The organism is Enterobacter sp. MGH120, from assembly GCF_001037725.1.
GTDB lineage: Bacteria > Pseudomonadota > Gammaproteobacteria > Enterobacterales > Enterobacteriaceae > Enterobacter > Enterobacter hormaechei_C.
In genome coordinates this window covers 3,601,478-3,614,517 of sequence record NZ_KQ089940.1, presented here as the reverse complement: position 1 = coordinate 3,614,517, position 13,040 = coordinate 3,601,478, and the positions used below count along the sequence as shown (strand labels likewise).

Genomic DNA, 13,040 nt, shown 5'->3' with positions numbered 1-13,040 from the left:
ACAAATCCTTAATCCGGATAGCCTTGCGGATGGCGCGACTGCCAGTGCCAGGTATCCTGTGCCATTTCATCAAGCGTGCGGGTGACACGCCAGTTAAGCTCTTTATCCGCTTTGGTGGCATCGGCCCAGTAAGCCGGGAGGTCGCCATCCCGGCGGGGAGCGAAGTGATACTTCACCGGCTTGCCGCAGGCTTTACTGAAGGCATTCACCACGTCCAGCACGCTGCTGCCGATTCCGGCGCCGAGGTTGTAAATATGCACGCCCGGTTTATCAGCCAGCTGCTGCATCGCCGCCACGTGGCCGTCGGCCAGATCCATGACGTGAATGTAATCGCGCACGCCGGTGCCATCTTCGGTGGGATAATCGTTACCAAAAATCGCCAGGGAATCGCGGCGCCCTACGGCAACCTGCGCGATATACGGCATCAGGTTATTAGGAATGCCCTGCGGATCTTCGCCCATATCACCTGACGGATGCGCGCCGACCGGGTTGAAGTAGCGCAGCAACGCGATGCTCCACTCAGGCTGGGCTTTTTGCAGGTCGGTCAGGATCTGCTCTACCATCAGCTTGCTTTTGCCATACGGGCTTTGCGGCGTACCGGTAGGGAAGCTCTCAACGTAAGGAATTTTGGGCTGATCGCCGTAGACGGTTGCGGAGGAGCTGAAGATAAAATTTTTAACGTTGGCCGCACGCATGGCGGAGATCAGACGCAGGGTACCGTTGACGTTGTTGTCATAGTACTCAAGCGGTTTTGCCACCGATTCGCCAACCGCTTTCAGGCCCGCGAAGTGGATAACGGTTTCAATCGCGTGATCGTGAAGGATTTCAGTCATCAATGCTTCATTGCGGATGTCGCCTTCCACGAAAGTCGGCTGTTTACCCGAAAGGCGTTCAATGACCGGCAGCACGCTGCGCTTACTGTTGCACAGGTTATCAAGAATGACGACATCGTGGCCGCTTTGCAGCAGTTGCACACAGGTATGACTACCTATGTAACCGCTACCACCTGTTACCAGAACTCGCATATTTCGCTCCATTAGGCTTATGGTATGAATTAACCATAGCATATCAGAGACGCGAAAAGTGTGACATGGGATAAAATAGTGGTATCGTTTACACTGGTTTTCACACGCGCTTTTTCTCAGACTGAGTGCATTGTAGATCAAAGAGATAGAGATGTATTGTTGCAGGTTGTCTGAAAAGCGGAGGGCAGCGCCCTCCACGCGTTAATCGATTTTGCTCAGCAGGTAGCGGTATTGCTCGCCGTCAGGCACAAATTCCAGCCGATGGGTGATGCAGGACGGGGCATCTTCAGCATGGTGGGACACAAACAGCAACTGGGTTGCACCTTCGCTAATCAGGACATCCACAAAGCGGCGGATCAGCTGACGGTTGAGCGGATCCAGCCCCTGCAACGGTTCGTCAAGAATCAGCAGCGTAGGATGCTTGACCAGCGCGCGGACGATCAATGCCAGCCGCTGCTGCCCCCACGACAGGCTGTGGAATGGCGCATCGGCGACCCGGTTGTCCATACCCAGAATATCCAGCCACTGCTGCGCCAGCTTGTGCTGCTTGTCGGATACCGCCTGATAAATACCAATGGAGTCGAAGAAGCCAGAGAGGATCACGTTTCGCACCGTGGTGCTCACCCGGTAGTCCAGATGCAGGCTGCTGCTGACATAGCCGATGTGCTTTTTGATATCCCAGATGGTTTCCCCGCTGCCGCGGCGACGGCCGAACAGGGTGAGATCGTTGCTGTATCCCTGCGGGTGATCCCCGGTGATCAGGCTCAGCAGCGTGGATTTACCCGCCCCGTTGGGGCCGACGATCTGCCAGTGCTCTCCAGGATTAACCGTCCAGCTGAGGTGATTAAGAATAGGGCGATCGTCGTAAGCAACCAGCCCATCGCGCAGCACAATGCGCGGCTGGTCAGGGTCCAGCCCGTGACGTGCTGAAGGCGCATCCGGCTCCGGCAGGGCAATACCGTCCAGTTTCTCGCTGTGGGCCAGCTGTGCAATCAGCGCCTGCCGAAGCAGTACGGCTTTCTCGCCGGTTTCGGTCAGGCTACAGTCCGCCAGCACGCCCGCATAATGTACGAAATCCGGGATCTCATCAAAGCGGTTAAGAACCAGCACAAGCGTGTATCCCTGCTGGTTAAGCGACGCCAGCAACGCTGCCAGCTGCGCGCGGGATTGCACATCCAGTCCGTCAAACGGTTCATCCAGGATCAGGAGTTCCGGCTCGCTCATCAGCGCCTGACACAGCAGCGTTTTGCGCGTTTCACCGGTTGAAAGGTATTTAAAGCGGCGATTAAGCAGGGCGGTAATGCCAAATTGCTCCGCCAGCTGCTGACAGCGGGCAGGATCTTTTATCTCATCCTGGATAATTTCCGCCGTCGTGCGGCCGGTATCTTCTTCGCCGGGGCTGAGCAAATCGGTATTGTTACGCTGCCACTCATCGCTGACCAGCTTTTGCAGCTGTTCGAAGGAAAGGCGCGTCAGCCGGGTAAAGGTGCACCGACGTTCACCCTTCAGTTGGGTTAATTCGCCTGCCAGAGCGCGGGCCAGCGCGGATTTTCCGCTGCCATTCGTGCCCACAAACGCCCAGCTTTCTCCGGCGCGAAGGGTTAACTCTGGCAGCGATAAGGTACGGGTATCACTAAGACGAAACGTGCCTTGCGAAATATGCAATGATGACATGTGTTATCCCATTTTTTGCAGCAACAGATGTCAGGGATACTCAGTGTAAGCAGGGTTGTCAATGCGCTTAGCACAATGTGGCGATAATTACCCTGTCTGCATTGAAATATGCGGTCACCACAGCACCTTCGTCTAATTCGGTCGCGTCGTTCACCGGAACGGTGGCGCAGAGCAACTGTCCATCCGGCAGGGTCATCAGCACTTCACATTGTTCTGCGCCGCGCTCGATGTGGCTGATACACCCGCGTAGCTGGTTGTCGGCCTCTGCGGCCTGCTCAGGGTTGAGTGCGATGCTGATCCAGGGCGCTTTGAGTAATACCAGCACCTCCTGTCCTTCGTTCAGCCCAAGGCGTTGACCACTTTGCGCGGTGATGGCGGCTTTCAGGCGCGTCGTACCGTCCGCAAGCAGGATCTCTATATGCTCCTGCACCTGCGAATGATCGCGCCCCGTCACCGTACCAAACCACTGGTTGCGGGCGCTGGTCTGCAAAGAGAAACGGGAGATGGCGCCCAGCAGGCTGTCCAGCGGCAGGTTGTCGTCATCGCTCAGCACATCAAATGCTTTTTGCTGGATCTGCGCCAGTAAATCGTAGAGCTGGATCAGACGTTGCCCGTAACGCGTCAACACGGCGCCGCCGCCGCCTTTCCCGCCGGTGGCGCGCTCAACCAGCGTGTGTTCGCTCAGGGTGTTCATGTCGTTAATCGCATCCCAGGCGCTTTTATAGCTGATACCGGCGTTTTTGGCGCCCTGGCTAATCGAGCCAGTTTGTTCTATTTGTTTTAACAGGGCGATGCGTCGCGGATCGGCGAAAAGCTTCTGCTGAAGTCGTAGGGTGAGGAGAATTTCGGCCTGCATAACAGTGTCCCGGTAAAAAGGCTATTGTGACCCAAATGCCCGGGGGCGGAAAGCGCACCGCACAAAAGGGGATGTTTTTCTTACTTTTCAGGGTAGAATAAGCCGTTCACAAGATCTGGAGAAAACCATGTTAGAGTTGTTGAAAAGTCTGGTATTCGCGGTAATCATGGTGCCAGTAGTGATGGCTATCATCCTCGGTGCCATCTACGGCCTGGGTGAAGTGTTCAACGTCTTTTCGAACATTGGTCATCGTCGTGACCAGCCTAAAAAGCAGCAATGATTTCCTCCAAAACGCCCGGCCAGCCCGGGCGTTTTGCTCTCAAGTTTATTCCTTTCCCGCCGATATCTTTTACAACGTTCCTTGAGTTTACGCATTAATGGGTACGATTTAGCGCTAGGAACGCCTGCGATATATCGTTATATTTATTTGTATATAACGACACGCACAGGAGCTTCAAATGGCACGTTCATGGGTACGCCTTTTCGCAGGGGCAACGCTGACTCTCTCACTCACCGCCCACGCACTGGCGGATGAAGGAAAAATCACGGTCTTTGCGGCGGCGTCGCTGACTAACGCGATGCAGGATATTGCTGCGGTATACAAAAAAGAGAAAAACGTCGAGGTGGTCTCGTCGTTTGCCTCCTCGTCCACGCTGGCCCGCCAGATTGAAGCGGGGGCACCCGCGGATCTGTTCATCTCTGCCGATCAGAAATGGATGGATTACGCGGTGGAGAAAAAATCTGTTGATACGGCTACCCGCGAAACGCTGCTGGGAAATAGCCTGGTGGTGGTCGCGCCCACAAACAGCAAGCAGGACGACATCGCCATCAACAAACAGACGGACTGGACCCGTCTGCTCAACGGTGGCCGTCTGGCGGTAGGCGATCCGGAGCATGTTCCTGCCGGGATTTATGCGAAAGAAGCGCTACAAAAACTGGGTGCATGGGAGACCTTATCGCCGAAGCTGGCTCCCGCAGAAGATGTGCGTGGCGCGCTGGCGCTGGTGGAGCGTAACGAAGCGCCACTCGGGATCGTTTACGGCTCCGATGCCGTCGCCAGTAAAGGTGTGAAGGTGGTGGGCACCTTCCCGGAAGACTCGCATAAGAAAGTAGAATATCCTGTTGCGATAGTTGATGGACATAAAAATGCGACCGTGACGGCCTTTGTTGACTACCTGAAGGGGCCGGAAGCGTCCGCGATCTTTAAACGTTACGGATTTACGACTCACGAATGATATTGACCGAACCTGAATGGCAGGCCGTGCTGCTGAGCCTGAAAGTCTCTTCCCTGGCGGTTGCGCTGAGTTTGCCCTTTGGGGTGTTCTTTGCCTGGTTACTGGTTCGCGTGAAGTTTCCAGGCAAAGCCCTGCTCGACAGTGTTCTCCATCTTCCGCTTGTCTTACCGCCTGTGGTGGTCGGATATCTGCTGCTGATCTCCATGGGGCGGCGCGGTTTTATCGGCGAATGGCTGTACGACTGGTTCGGACTGACCTTTGCTTTCAGCTGGCGCGGCGCGGTTCTGGCCGCGGCAGTAATGTCCTTCCCGCTGATGGTGCGCGCTATCCGCCTGGCGCTGGAAGGGGTAGATATCCGGTTAGAACAGGCCGCCCGCACGCTGGGCGCAGGCCGCTGGCGGGTATTCCTGACCATTACGCTTCCGCTCACGTTACCGGGCATTATCGTCGGTACGGTGTTAGCCTTCGCCCGCTCGTTGGGTGAGTTTGGCGCGACCATCACCTTTGTGTCGAACATTCCCGGCGAGACGCGGACCATCCCGTCGGCCATGTATACCCTGATTCAGACCCCGGGCGGCGAAGGTGCGGCGGCCCGGCTGTGTATTATTTCGATTGTGCTCGCTCTGGTCTCGCTGCTGGTATCTGAGTGGCTGGCGCGCCTCAGCCGTGAACGGATGGGGAAATCGTGATGCTGGAACTCAACTTTACGCAAACCCTGGGCAGCCACACCCTGACGCTGAACGAAACGCTGCCTGCCAGCGGTATCACCGCCATTTTTGGCGTGTCCGGGGCGGGGAAAACGTCGCTGATTAATGCGATTAGCGGCCTGACGCGTCCCCAGTCTGGCCGTATTGTGCTAAATAACCGCGTCTTAAATGACGCGGAGAAGAAGGTCTGCCTGTCACCGGACAAACGCCGTATCGGCTATGTGTTTCAGGATGCGCGCCTGTTTCCGCACTACAGCGTTCGCGGGAACCTGCGTTACGGCATGGCAAAAAACATGGCCGGACAGTTCGATAAGCTGGTGGCGCTGCTGGGCATCGAACCGCTGCTGGATCGTCTGCCGTCGTCGCTGTCGGGTGGTGAAAAACAGCGCGTGGCGATTGGCCGCGCCCTGTTAACCGCGCCGGAACTGTTGCTGCTGGATGAGCCGCTGGCCTCGCTGGATATTCCGCGCAAGCGCGAGCTGCTGCCGTATCTGCAACGTCTGGCGCGGGAAATCAATGTGCCAATGCTCTACGTCAGCCATTCGCTGGATGAGATCTTACATCTGGCCGACAAAGTGCTGGTGCTGGAAGCGGGCAGGGTGAAGGCATTCGGCAATCTGGAGGAGGTGTGGGGCAGCAGCGTTATGCATCCATGGCTGCCAAAGGAGCAGCAGAGCAGCATTCTGAAGGTGAGCGTGCTGGAGCACCATCCGCACTACGCGATGACCGCACTGGCGCTGGGCGATCAGCATTTGTGGGTGAATAAAATCGATACGCCGATTCAGTCCACGTTACGGATCCGCATTCAGGCGTCGGATGTCTCCCTGGTCCTGCAACCGCCGCTGCAAACCAGTATCCGCAATATTTTGCGCGCAAAAGTGGCGCAGTGTTTTGATGATAACGGCCAGGTGGAAGTGCAGCTGGAAGTAGGCAACAGAACGCTGTGGGCGCGCATCAGCCCGTGGGCCAGGGATGAGCTGGGCATCAAGCCTGGCCTGTGGCTTTACGCGCAAATCAAGAGCGTTTCCATAACCGCCTGATTACAGCAGGTGGGTATAAATATACTGCGCGATGCTGTCGGTGGTGTTATCGCCAATCACCACGTCAGCGCGCGCTTTCACCGCGTCATCGGCATTACCCATCGCCACGCCCGTTCCGGACGCTTCCAGCATGCTGATGTCGTTATAGTTATCGCCGAAGGCAATTACGTCCTGCATTGATCCGCCCTGCGATTCGACGAACTGGGTCAGACGCTTTCCTTTGCTGTTGCCTTTGCGGGCGATATCCACCTGATCGTGCCAGGACCATTCACATTCCAGACCCAGCGTATGCTCGACATGTTTTGCGAAAGTATTCAGTTTGGCGGTGTCTTCATCGGTCAGGGCAAATTTCCAGATTGCGTCGACGTCTTCCGCCGCCTGGCGCAGGGAGGAAACCTGAGTGAACACCGGACGCTGCGCTTCCGGCAGAGACAGAGCCCAGTTGCTGGTGCGGATCACATGGCCGGTAGGGCGTTCATACACCATGGCGTTATCCACATACATCAGGCCGTGAATGGCGTGCTCATCCAGTAAATCAATCAATTGCAGCGCCTGCGTAACGGGAAGCGGATCGGAGGCTAAAACCTTTTTTGCCTGATAATCATACAAATAGGTGCCATTACAACAAATTGCAGGTGTATCTAAGCCCAGTGCCTGATAAAAAGGATGAATGGCTACGTGATGTCGACCCGTTACGATGAGAAGTTGATACCCCGCTTCCTGGGCTCGTTTGAGGGCCTCAAGAGAAGAGGGGAGCAGGGTTTTCTGAGGGGTAAGCAGTGTTCCGTCTAAATCCAGGGCAATCACTCGCGAGGTCATTTTTTCTTCCGGGTTAATGTTGAATTTAAGGTCTGTCGGGATGGTACACCGAGAGCGGAACCCTGCAAAATCCCGGACTACAATTCAGCATTCACCGTTAAAAATAATCAGGAGTATTCATGAAACAAACCGTTTATACCGCCAGTCCTGAAAGTCAGCAGATCCATGTCTGGCGTTTGAATACAGAAGGTTCGCTTACGCTGGTTCAGGTTGTTGATGTGCCAGGCCAGGTGCAGCCGATGGTCGTCAGCCCGGATAAACGTTTTCTTTATGTCGGCGTACGCCCGGAATTCCGCGTGCTGGCATACCGCATCTCCCCGGACGACGGCGCGCTGACCTATACCGCAGAAGCCCCGCTGCCGGGCAGCCCGACCCATATTTCCACTGACCATAAAGGCAACTTTATCTTCAGCGGCTCTTACAATGCAGGCTGCGTGAGCGTCACCCGCCTGGAAGACGGTATTCCCGTTGAAACCGTCGACGTGGTAGAAGGGCTAGAAGGTTGCCACTCCGCCAACATTTCGCCGGATAACCGCACGCTGTGGGTGCCAGCGCTTAAGCAGGACCGCATCTGCCTGTTCACCCTGAGCGATGACGGCCATCTGGTCGCGCAGAGCCCGGCGGAAGTCACCACCGTGGAAGGCGCAGGCCCGCGCCACATGGTCTTCCACCCGAATCAGCAGTATGCCTATGTCGTTAACGAGCTGAACAGCTCGGTAGACGTGTGGGAGCTGAACGATCCTAACGGACAGATCGAGTGCGTACAGACGCTGGACATGATGCCATCTGATTTCTCCGACACACGCTGGGCGGCAGACATTCACATTACGCCGGATGGCCGTCACCTGTATGCCTGTGACCGTACCTCCAGTCTGATCACCATCTTCAGCGTCTCTGAAGACGGCAGCGTTCTGGCAGTTGAAGGCTTCCAGCCGACAGAAACCCAGCCGCGCGGCTTTAATGTCGATCACAGCGGCAAATACCTGATTGCGGCGGGGCAGAAATCCCACCACATTGCGCTCTATGAAATCCAGGGCGTGCAGGGTCTACTGGAAGAGAAAGGACGCTATGCGGTCGGACAAGGGCCGATGTGGGTTGTGATTAACGCTCATTGATCCGTAGACGAAAAAAAACCTCGCAAATGCGAGGTTTTTTTATGCGCGGTTAATGCATGAGGTAGGCCGGGTAAGGCGCAGCCGCCACCCGGCAGCAGGCATTTTACTGCTTCGGCTCAGCAACCACTTTGCTACCCAGACCGCGGTTGTTGTATTCCCACATGCGGTTAAAGTTAGCGTCGTTCAGGTTACGCTGCACGTTGTCTTTATCATCCACCGTGCCGGTGTTGCCGGAGAAAGGACGTTTCGAGATCGCTGCATCCGCCCACGGTTTTGCCATGTTAAAGCCTTCGTTAATCACGCTGTCGCGGATCACGACCTGGCCGTTAGTGGCGGAGTCCACGTCCAGAGAGCGACCAAGCTGCGCCACGCCATCGCCAGCAGCAGTAAAGCGGCTATTCACGGCCAGGAAGCCATAGAACAGGTTAGACTGCGTGGCCGGGGCAAAGACGTAACCTTCCTGCTGCGTACGTGAATTCACCACGCGGAAGTCGGTGTTATCAAATACCACCGCGCCGCGGCCAGAGACCATATCCACGTCGCCTTCAATGTAGCTGTTGGTGACCAGAGTACGCGTCAGACGGTTGTTCTGAAGGGTATTCTGCACGCCGCTGTTGGTCACGAAGAAGGTGTTCTGGCGGCCCAGGATATTGACGTTGTTAATCTGTACCTTGTCGCCATCGCTGCGCAGCGCCACGGCCTGGTGATTACCCGCGTCAACGCTGTCGCCCAGGGTGTTCTGAATGGTCAGGTTCTGCAATTGCAGGCCATTGTTCTGTGACCAGAATACCGCCGAACACATCACGCCAATGGTGGCGGTACGCTTGCGCTGGCAGTTATCAAACATATACCACGCCGGTTTACCTGGCATGTATTTACCGGCCGGGTTCACCAGATGGCGCCAGGTGGTGCTGTCGATCTCTGAATCAATCGCCAGGCCAATTTTTACGTCGACCGCTTTTTCGCCCAAGCCGTAAAGCGTAATGCTTCCCGGTGCCGCCGGAACATAAACGGTTCCTTCGTATTCACCCGGCAGGATGGCAATGTACTGACGAGATGCGCTGTGTTTGGTAATTGCGGCATCAACGGCTGCCTGAATAGAGGTGTGTGTAACGCCCTCTGCCCCGGCCGGGCCTACAACGAAGTCTGGCTGTTTCGGCAGGTTAATAGAAGAAGGCGTCCACGGGGCTGCATTGGGATCCATCGCCGAGAAATAGTGCGCACGGGTGAAGTTCTTCGCTTCAGCCGCTGACAGGATCGGACGGGAAGCGGTGCCCGGAGCAACCTGCTCAGAAGGTTGCTGATCCGGTGGTGTTGAACTGCAAGCGGATAAAGTCACGCCAAAGGCGAGTGCCAACGCCAGACGGGAAATCCTGGAAATATTCAAGGTAATGCTCCTGGGTATGCAAGTCTTATCTGGATAGACGAAATAGCCTGCTTTTTTATACTAAGTTGAGCGAAACGGGAAGATAAAAACCGGAAAAGTTGCATTTTTGCCCGCAGGCGACGGGAAAGTCATCACAAATAAATAACATTTTCCCCCAATGCGGTTGACAGCAGGCGGCAGATGAAAATAAATGTCTATACAACCCATGACAAGTGGAAGGCACATGCAGCAGCTTCATCCCGATGATGTGATATGGCGAAATGCGCGACTGGCAACCCTGGCGACAGGTGAGGCGGAGCCCTACGGCCTGAGAGAACAACATGCCCTCGTTGTGCGCGGCCAGACGATTCTGGCCATTATTCCTGAATCCGAGATCCCCTCCGGGCATCGTCAGTGTGTCGATCTCGACGGGCGTCTGGTTACCCCCGGCCTGATCGATTGCCACACCCATCTGGTGTTCGGCGGCGATCGCGCAGCGGAATGGGAGCAACGGCTTAACGGCGTGTCATATCAGACCATTAGCGCGCAGGGCGGCGGAATTAACGCCACGGTCACGGCCACCCGCAACAGTTCGCCGGAAACGCTCCTGACGGTGGCGCAGCAGCGACTCCAGCGGCTGATGAATGAAGGCGTAACGACCGTTGAAATCAAATCGGGATACGGACTGAATGCCGAAGCCGAAGAGAAAATGCTGCTGGTTGCCCGCCAGCTCAGCCTGAATAATCTGGTCGATATCAGCCCGACGCTGCTGGCCGCGCACGCCGTTCCTGCCGAGTACCGACAGGATCCGGATGCCTATCTGGCGCTGGTCTGTGAGCAGATCATGCCCACGCTGTGGCAAAAAGAGTTATTTGAAGCGGTGGACGTGTTTTGTGAAAACGTCGGCTTTACCCCGGCGCAAACCGAGCGCCTGTTCCGGGCCGCCGCCGCGCTCGGGATCCCGGTAAAAGGGCATGTAGAACAACTGTCGAATCTCGGCGGCGCGGCGCTGGTCAGCCAGTATAAAGGGCTGTCGGCCGATCATATTGAGTATCTCGATGATGCAGGTATTCAGGCGATGGCGCAAAGCGGCACGGTGGCGGTATTGCTCCCCGGCGCGTTCTATTTTCTTCAGGAGCGCCAGCGTCCACCGGTGGCGCAGCTGAGAGAGCAGGGCGTGCCGATGGCGGTGGCTACCGACTACAATCCGGGCACCAGCCCGTTTGCCAGCCTGCATCTGGCAATGAACATGGCCTGCGTCCAGTTTGGCCTCACGCCGGAAGAGGCCTGGGCTGGCGTGACGCGGCATGCGGCGCAGGCGCTAGGACGTGGTGCGACGCACGGGCAGTTAAAGCCAGGTTATGTGGCTGATTTCGTCGTCTGGGAGGCGAATCATCCGGTTGAGATGGTTTACGAGCCGGGGCGGAATCCTATGTATCAACGCGTGTTTCGGGGGCAGGTAGCATGAAACTGTGGCATCCCGTTTCTCCGCAGGTCTGGCAGGGTCGTGACGACAGCGCCGAGTCCAGCACCGCGAAACGTCTCTTCCAAACCATACAGCAGCGCGAACACTTTTCTCCCGCGCCGTCAGGCATCGCCCTGCTGGGCTTTGAATGTGATGAAGGGGTTAAGCGTAACCAGGGCAGGCCCGGTGCTGCACAGGCGCCCGATGTGTTGCGTGGCGCGCTGGCGAATATGGCGAGCCATCAGGGTCATGCGCGCCTCGTGGATATGGGCGCTATTTATGTTGAAGGCCGCGCGCTGGAGGCGGCACAGCAGGCGCTGAGCGAGGCCATAACCGCGTGCCAGCAATCCGGGATGCGTACTCTGGTTTTCGGCGGTGGACATGAAACCGCCTGGGCGCACGGGCGCGGCGTGCTGGACGCCTTTCCGAACGATCGCCTTGCGGTGATCAACCTGGATGCGCACCTCGATTTACGCAAGGCCGAACGGGCAACGTCCGGCACGCCGTTCCGCCAGCTGGCGCACTACTGCGCGTCTCAGTCGCGGGTGTTTCACTACGCCTGCCTGGGGGTAAGCCGTGCGGCGAATACTCAGGCGCTGTGGGAGGAAGCTGAGCGGTTGAACGTGACGCTGGTTGAAGATCTCGATTTTCGCCGGGATGCGCTATCCGCGCTGGATAGCGTGCTTGCGCAGGCAGACCGGGTTTATCTCACCGTTGACCTTGATGTGTTGCCTGCCGCAGAAATGCCCGCCGTGTCCGCCCCTGCGGCGTTGGGGATCCCGGCGCTGGATCTGTTCCCGGTGATTGAGCGTATCTGCCGAAGCGGTAAACTACAGGCGGCGGATCTGGTGGAATTTAATCCGCACTACGATCGGGACGGTCAGGGCGCTAAGCTCGCCGCCCGACTGGCCTGGCAAATTGCTCACTGGTGGGCATAACAACATTCAAGGAGTCATGATGTTTTCACGCTCGCCCCTGCCGCAGCCGAGCCCTCCCGCGCCTTTTTACGAAAAGGTGAAGCAGGCGATCAGCGAAAAAATCGCCGCCGGCGTCTGGCGCCCGCACGACCGCATTCCGTCCGAGGCCGAGCTGGTGGCGCAGTTTGGCTTTAGCCGAATGACCATCAACCGCGCACTGCGTGAACTGACCGATGAAGGGTTGCTGGTGCGTTTGCAGGGTGTCGGAACCTTTGTCGCCGAGCCAAAAGGACAGTCGGCGCTGTTTGAAATCCGCAGCATTGCCGATGAAATTGCCGCCCGCAACCATCAGCACCACTGCGAGGTGCTGGTGCTTGAAGAGACGCAGGCCAGCGCCGAACAGGCCATCGAGCTGAACGTTACCGAGGGCACCCGGATTTTCCATTCGGTGATGGTGCATTATGAGAACGACATTCCGGTCCAGATTGAAGATCGCTGCGTCAACGCGGAGCGGATACCGGATTACCTGAGCCAGGATTACACCCAAACCACACCGCATGCGTATCTCTCGCTCGTCGCCCCGCTGACGGAAGGGGAGCATATCGTGGAAGCCGTGCGCGCCACGCCGCAGGAGTGCGAGCTGTTGCGTATTAAAGAGCACGATCCCTGTCTGCTGATCCGCCGTCGTACCTGGTCGTCCTCGCAAATTGTGTCGCATGCGAAGCTGCTATTCCCGGGGAATCGCTACCGGTTGCAGGGCCACTTTATGTCATAAGTTTTATAAGCGTGATCGCTAACGCAATATAGCAAAATTGTATCTT

At 56.8% G+C, this 13,040-nt stretch carries 13 protein-coding genes; 8 read left to right on the top strand and 5 right to left on the bottom strand.

Translation table 11 applies throughout. The annotated features are described in order from the left end of the window. Positions 1–8 precede the first annotated feature (8 nt). The 3 genes from galE to modE all read right to left on the bottom strand — a co-directional run bounded on the left by galE (position 9) and on the right by modE (position 3,555). Entirely contained in the window at positions 9–1,025 is a 1,017-nt protein-coding gene (gene galE, locus SK54_RS16875) for a UDP-glucose 4-epimerase GalE (protein ID WP_003858554.1), read from the bottom strand. A gap of 201 nt (positions 1,026–1,226) precedes the next feature. After that, positions 1,227–2,699: a molybdate ABC transporter ATP-binding protein ModF gene (gene modF, locus SK54_RS16870; RefSeq protein ID WP_048247639.1), complete on the bottom strand. Its 1,473-nt coding sequence runs from the start codon at positions 2,697–2,699 to the stop codon at positions 1,227–1,229. A 67-nt stretch (positions 2,700–2,766) separates the two neighbouring features. Continuing rightward, a complete protein-coding gene (modE, locus tag SK54_RS16865) occupies positions 2,767–3,555 on the bottom strand; it encodes a molybdenum-dependent transcriptional regulator (RefSeq protein WP_045337861.1) in 789 nt (262 codons plus the stop codon). 127 nt (positions 3,556–3,682) lie between these two features. Between modE and SK54_RS16860 the strand changes: the two genes are divergently transcribed. The 4 genes from SK54_RS16860 (at position 3,683) to modC (ending at position 6,537) form a co-directional block, all read left to right on the top strand. Beyond that, positions 3,683–3,835, top strand: coding sequence for an AcrZ family multidrug efflux pump-associated protein (locus SK54_RS16860; RefSeq protein ID WP_003858549.1), 153 nt, complete (start codon positions 3,683–3,685; stop codon positions 3,833–3,835). 178 nt (positions 3,836–4,013) lie between these two features. Beyond that, the gene (gene modA, locus SK54_RS16855; protein ID WP_017384951.1) at positions 4,014–4,790 is read left to right on the top strand and encodes a molybdate ABC transporter substrate-binding protein; all 777 of its coding nucleotides are present in this window, start codon (positions 4,014–4,016) and stop codon (positions 4,788–4,790) included. After that, a complete protein-coding gene (gene modB, locus SK54_RS16850) occupies positions 4,787–5,479 on the top strand; it encodes a molybdate ABC transporter permease subunit (RefSeq protein WP_003858545.1) in 693 nt (230 codons plus the stop codon). Before modA ends, modB begins: the two co-directional genes overlap by 4 nt. After that, positions 5,479–6,537, top strand: coding sequence for a molybdenum ABC transporter ATP-binding protein ModC (gene modC / locus SK54_RS16845; RefSeq protein WP_017694124.1), 1,059 nt, complete (start codon positions 5,479–5,481; stop codon positions 6,535–6,537). The genes modB and modC overlap by 1 nt, the downstream gene beginning before the upstream one ends. Here modC and SK54_RS16840 read toward each other — a convergent pair whose 3' ends face one another. Beyond that, positions 6,538–7,356: a pyridoxal phosphatase gene (locus SK54_RS16840; protein ID WP_017384949.1), complete on the bottom strand. Its 819-nt coding sequence runs from the start codon at positions 7,354–7,356 to the stop codon at positions 6,538–6,540. It lies immediately after the preceding gene. A 119-nt stretch (positions 7,357–7,475) separates the two neighbouring features. Here SK54_RS16840 and pgl point away from each other — a divergent pair, with 119 nt between their 5' ends. Beyond that, on the top strand, positions 7,476–8,471 hold the full coding sequence (pgl, locus tag SK54_RS16835; protein ID WP_015571095.1) for a 6-phosphogluconolactonase: 996 nt from the start codon (positions 7,476–7,478) through the stop codon (positions 8,469–8,471). 103 nt (positions 8,472–8,574) lie between these two features. Here pgl and SK54_RS16830 read toward each other — a convergent pair whose 3' ends face one another. Continuing rightward, complete coding sequence (locus SK54_RS16830) at positions 8,575–9,858, bottom strand: putative acyl-CoA thioester hydrolase (protein WP_047063387.1); 1,284 nt, start codon at positions 9,856–9,858, stop codon at positions 8,575–8,577. A 223-nt stretch (positions 9,859–10,081) separates the two neighbouring features. Between SK54_RS16830 and hutI the strand changes: the two genes are divergently transcribed. The 3 genes from hutI to SK54_RS16815 are packed head-to-tail and all read left to right on the top strand — an operon-like array spanning position 10,082 to position 12,994. Further along, positions 10,082–11,305 carry an imidazolonepropionase gene (hutI, locus tag SK54_RS16825; protein ID WP_015571093.1) on the top strand — a complete coding sequence of 408 codons (1,224 nt, stop codon included), beginning with the start codon at positions 10,082–10,084 and terminating at the stop codon, positions 11,303–11,305. Beyond that, on the top strand, positions 11,302–12,240 hold the full coding sequence (hutG, locus tag SK54_RS16820; protein WP_032647757.1) for a formimidoylglutamase: 939 nt from the start codon (positions 11,302–11,304) through the stop codon (positions 12,238–12,240). Before hutI ends, hutG begins: the two co-directional genes overlap by 4 nt. A gap of 19 nt (positions 12,241–12,259) precedes the next feature. Further along, entirely contained in the window at positions 12,260–12,994 is a 735-nt protein-coding gene (locus tag SK54_RS16815) for a histidine utilization repressor (protein ID WP_017384945.1), read from the top strand. Positions 12,995–13,040: the final 46 nt, after the last annotated feature.

Excerpts from the sequence above, each read along its gene's own strand:
- SK54_RS16860 (WP_003858549.1), top strand. The coding sequence starts at position 3,683 with ATGTTAGAGTTGTTGAAAAGTCTGGTATTCGCGGTAATCATGGTGCCA.
- pgl (WP_015571095.1), top strand. The coding sequence starts at position 7,476 with ATGAAACAAACCGTTTATACCGCCAGTCCTGAAAGTCAGCAGATCCAT.
- hutI (WP_015571093.1), top strand. The coding sequence starts at position 10,082 with ATGCAGCAGCTTCATCCCGATGATGTGATATGGCGAAATGCGCGACTG.
- SK54_RS16840 (WP_017384949.1), bottom strand. The coding sequence starts at position 7,356 with ATGACCTCGCGAGTGATTGCCCTGGATTTAGACGGAACACTGCTTACC.
- modC (WP_017694124.1), top strand. The coding sequence starts at position 5,479 with ATGCTGGAACTCAACTTTACGCAAACCCTGGGCAGCCACACCCTGACG.
- SK54_RS16815 (WP_017384945.1), top strand. The coding sequence starts at position 12,260 with ATGTTTTCACGCTCGCCCCTGCCGCAGCCGAGCCCTCCCGCGCCTTTT.
- modA (WP_017384951.1), top strand. The coding sequence starts at position 4,014 with ATGGCACGTTCATGGGTACGCCTTTTCGCAGGGGCAACGCTGACTCTC.
- modF (WP_048247639.1), bottom strand. The coding sequence starts at position 2,699 with ATGTCATCATTGCATATTTCGCAAGGCACGTTTCGTCTTAGTGATACC.
- modB (WP_003858545.1), top strand. The coding sequence starts at position 4,787 with ATGATATTGACCGAACCTGAATGGCAGGCCGTGCTGCTGAGCCTGAAA.
- modE (WP_045337861.1), bottom strand. The coding sequence starts at position 3,555 with ATGCAGGCCGAAATTCTCCTCACCCTACGACTTCAGCAGAAGCTTTTC.
- galE (WP_003858554.1), bottom strand. The coding sequence starts at position 1,025 with ATGCGAGTTCTGGTAACAGGTGGTAGCGGTTACATAGGTAGTCATACC.
- hutG (WP_032647757.1), top strand. The coding sequence starts at position 11,302 with ATGAAACTGTGGCATCCCGTTTCTCCGCAGGTCTGGCAGGGTCGTGAC.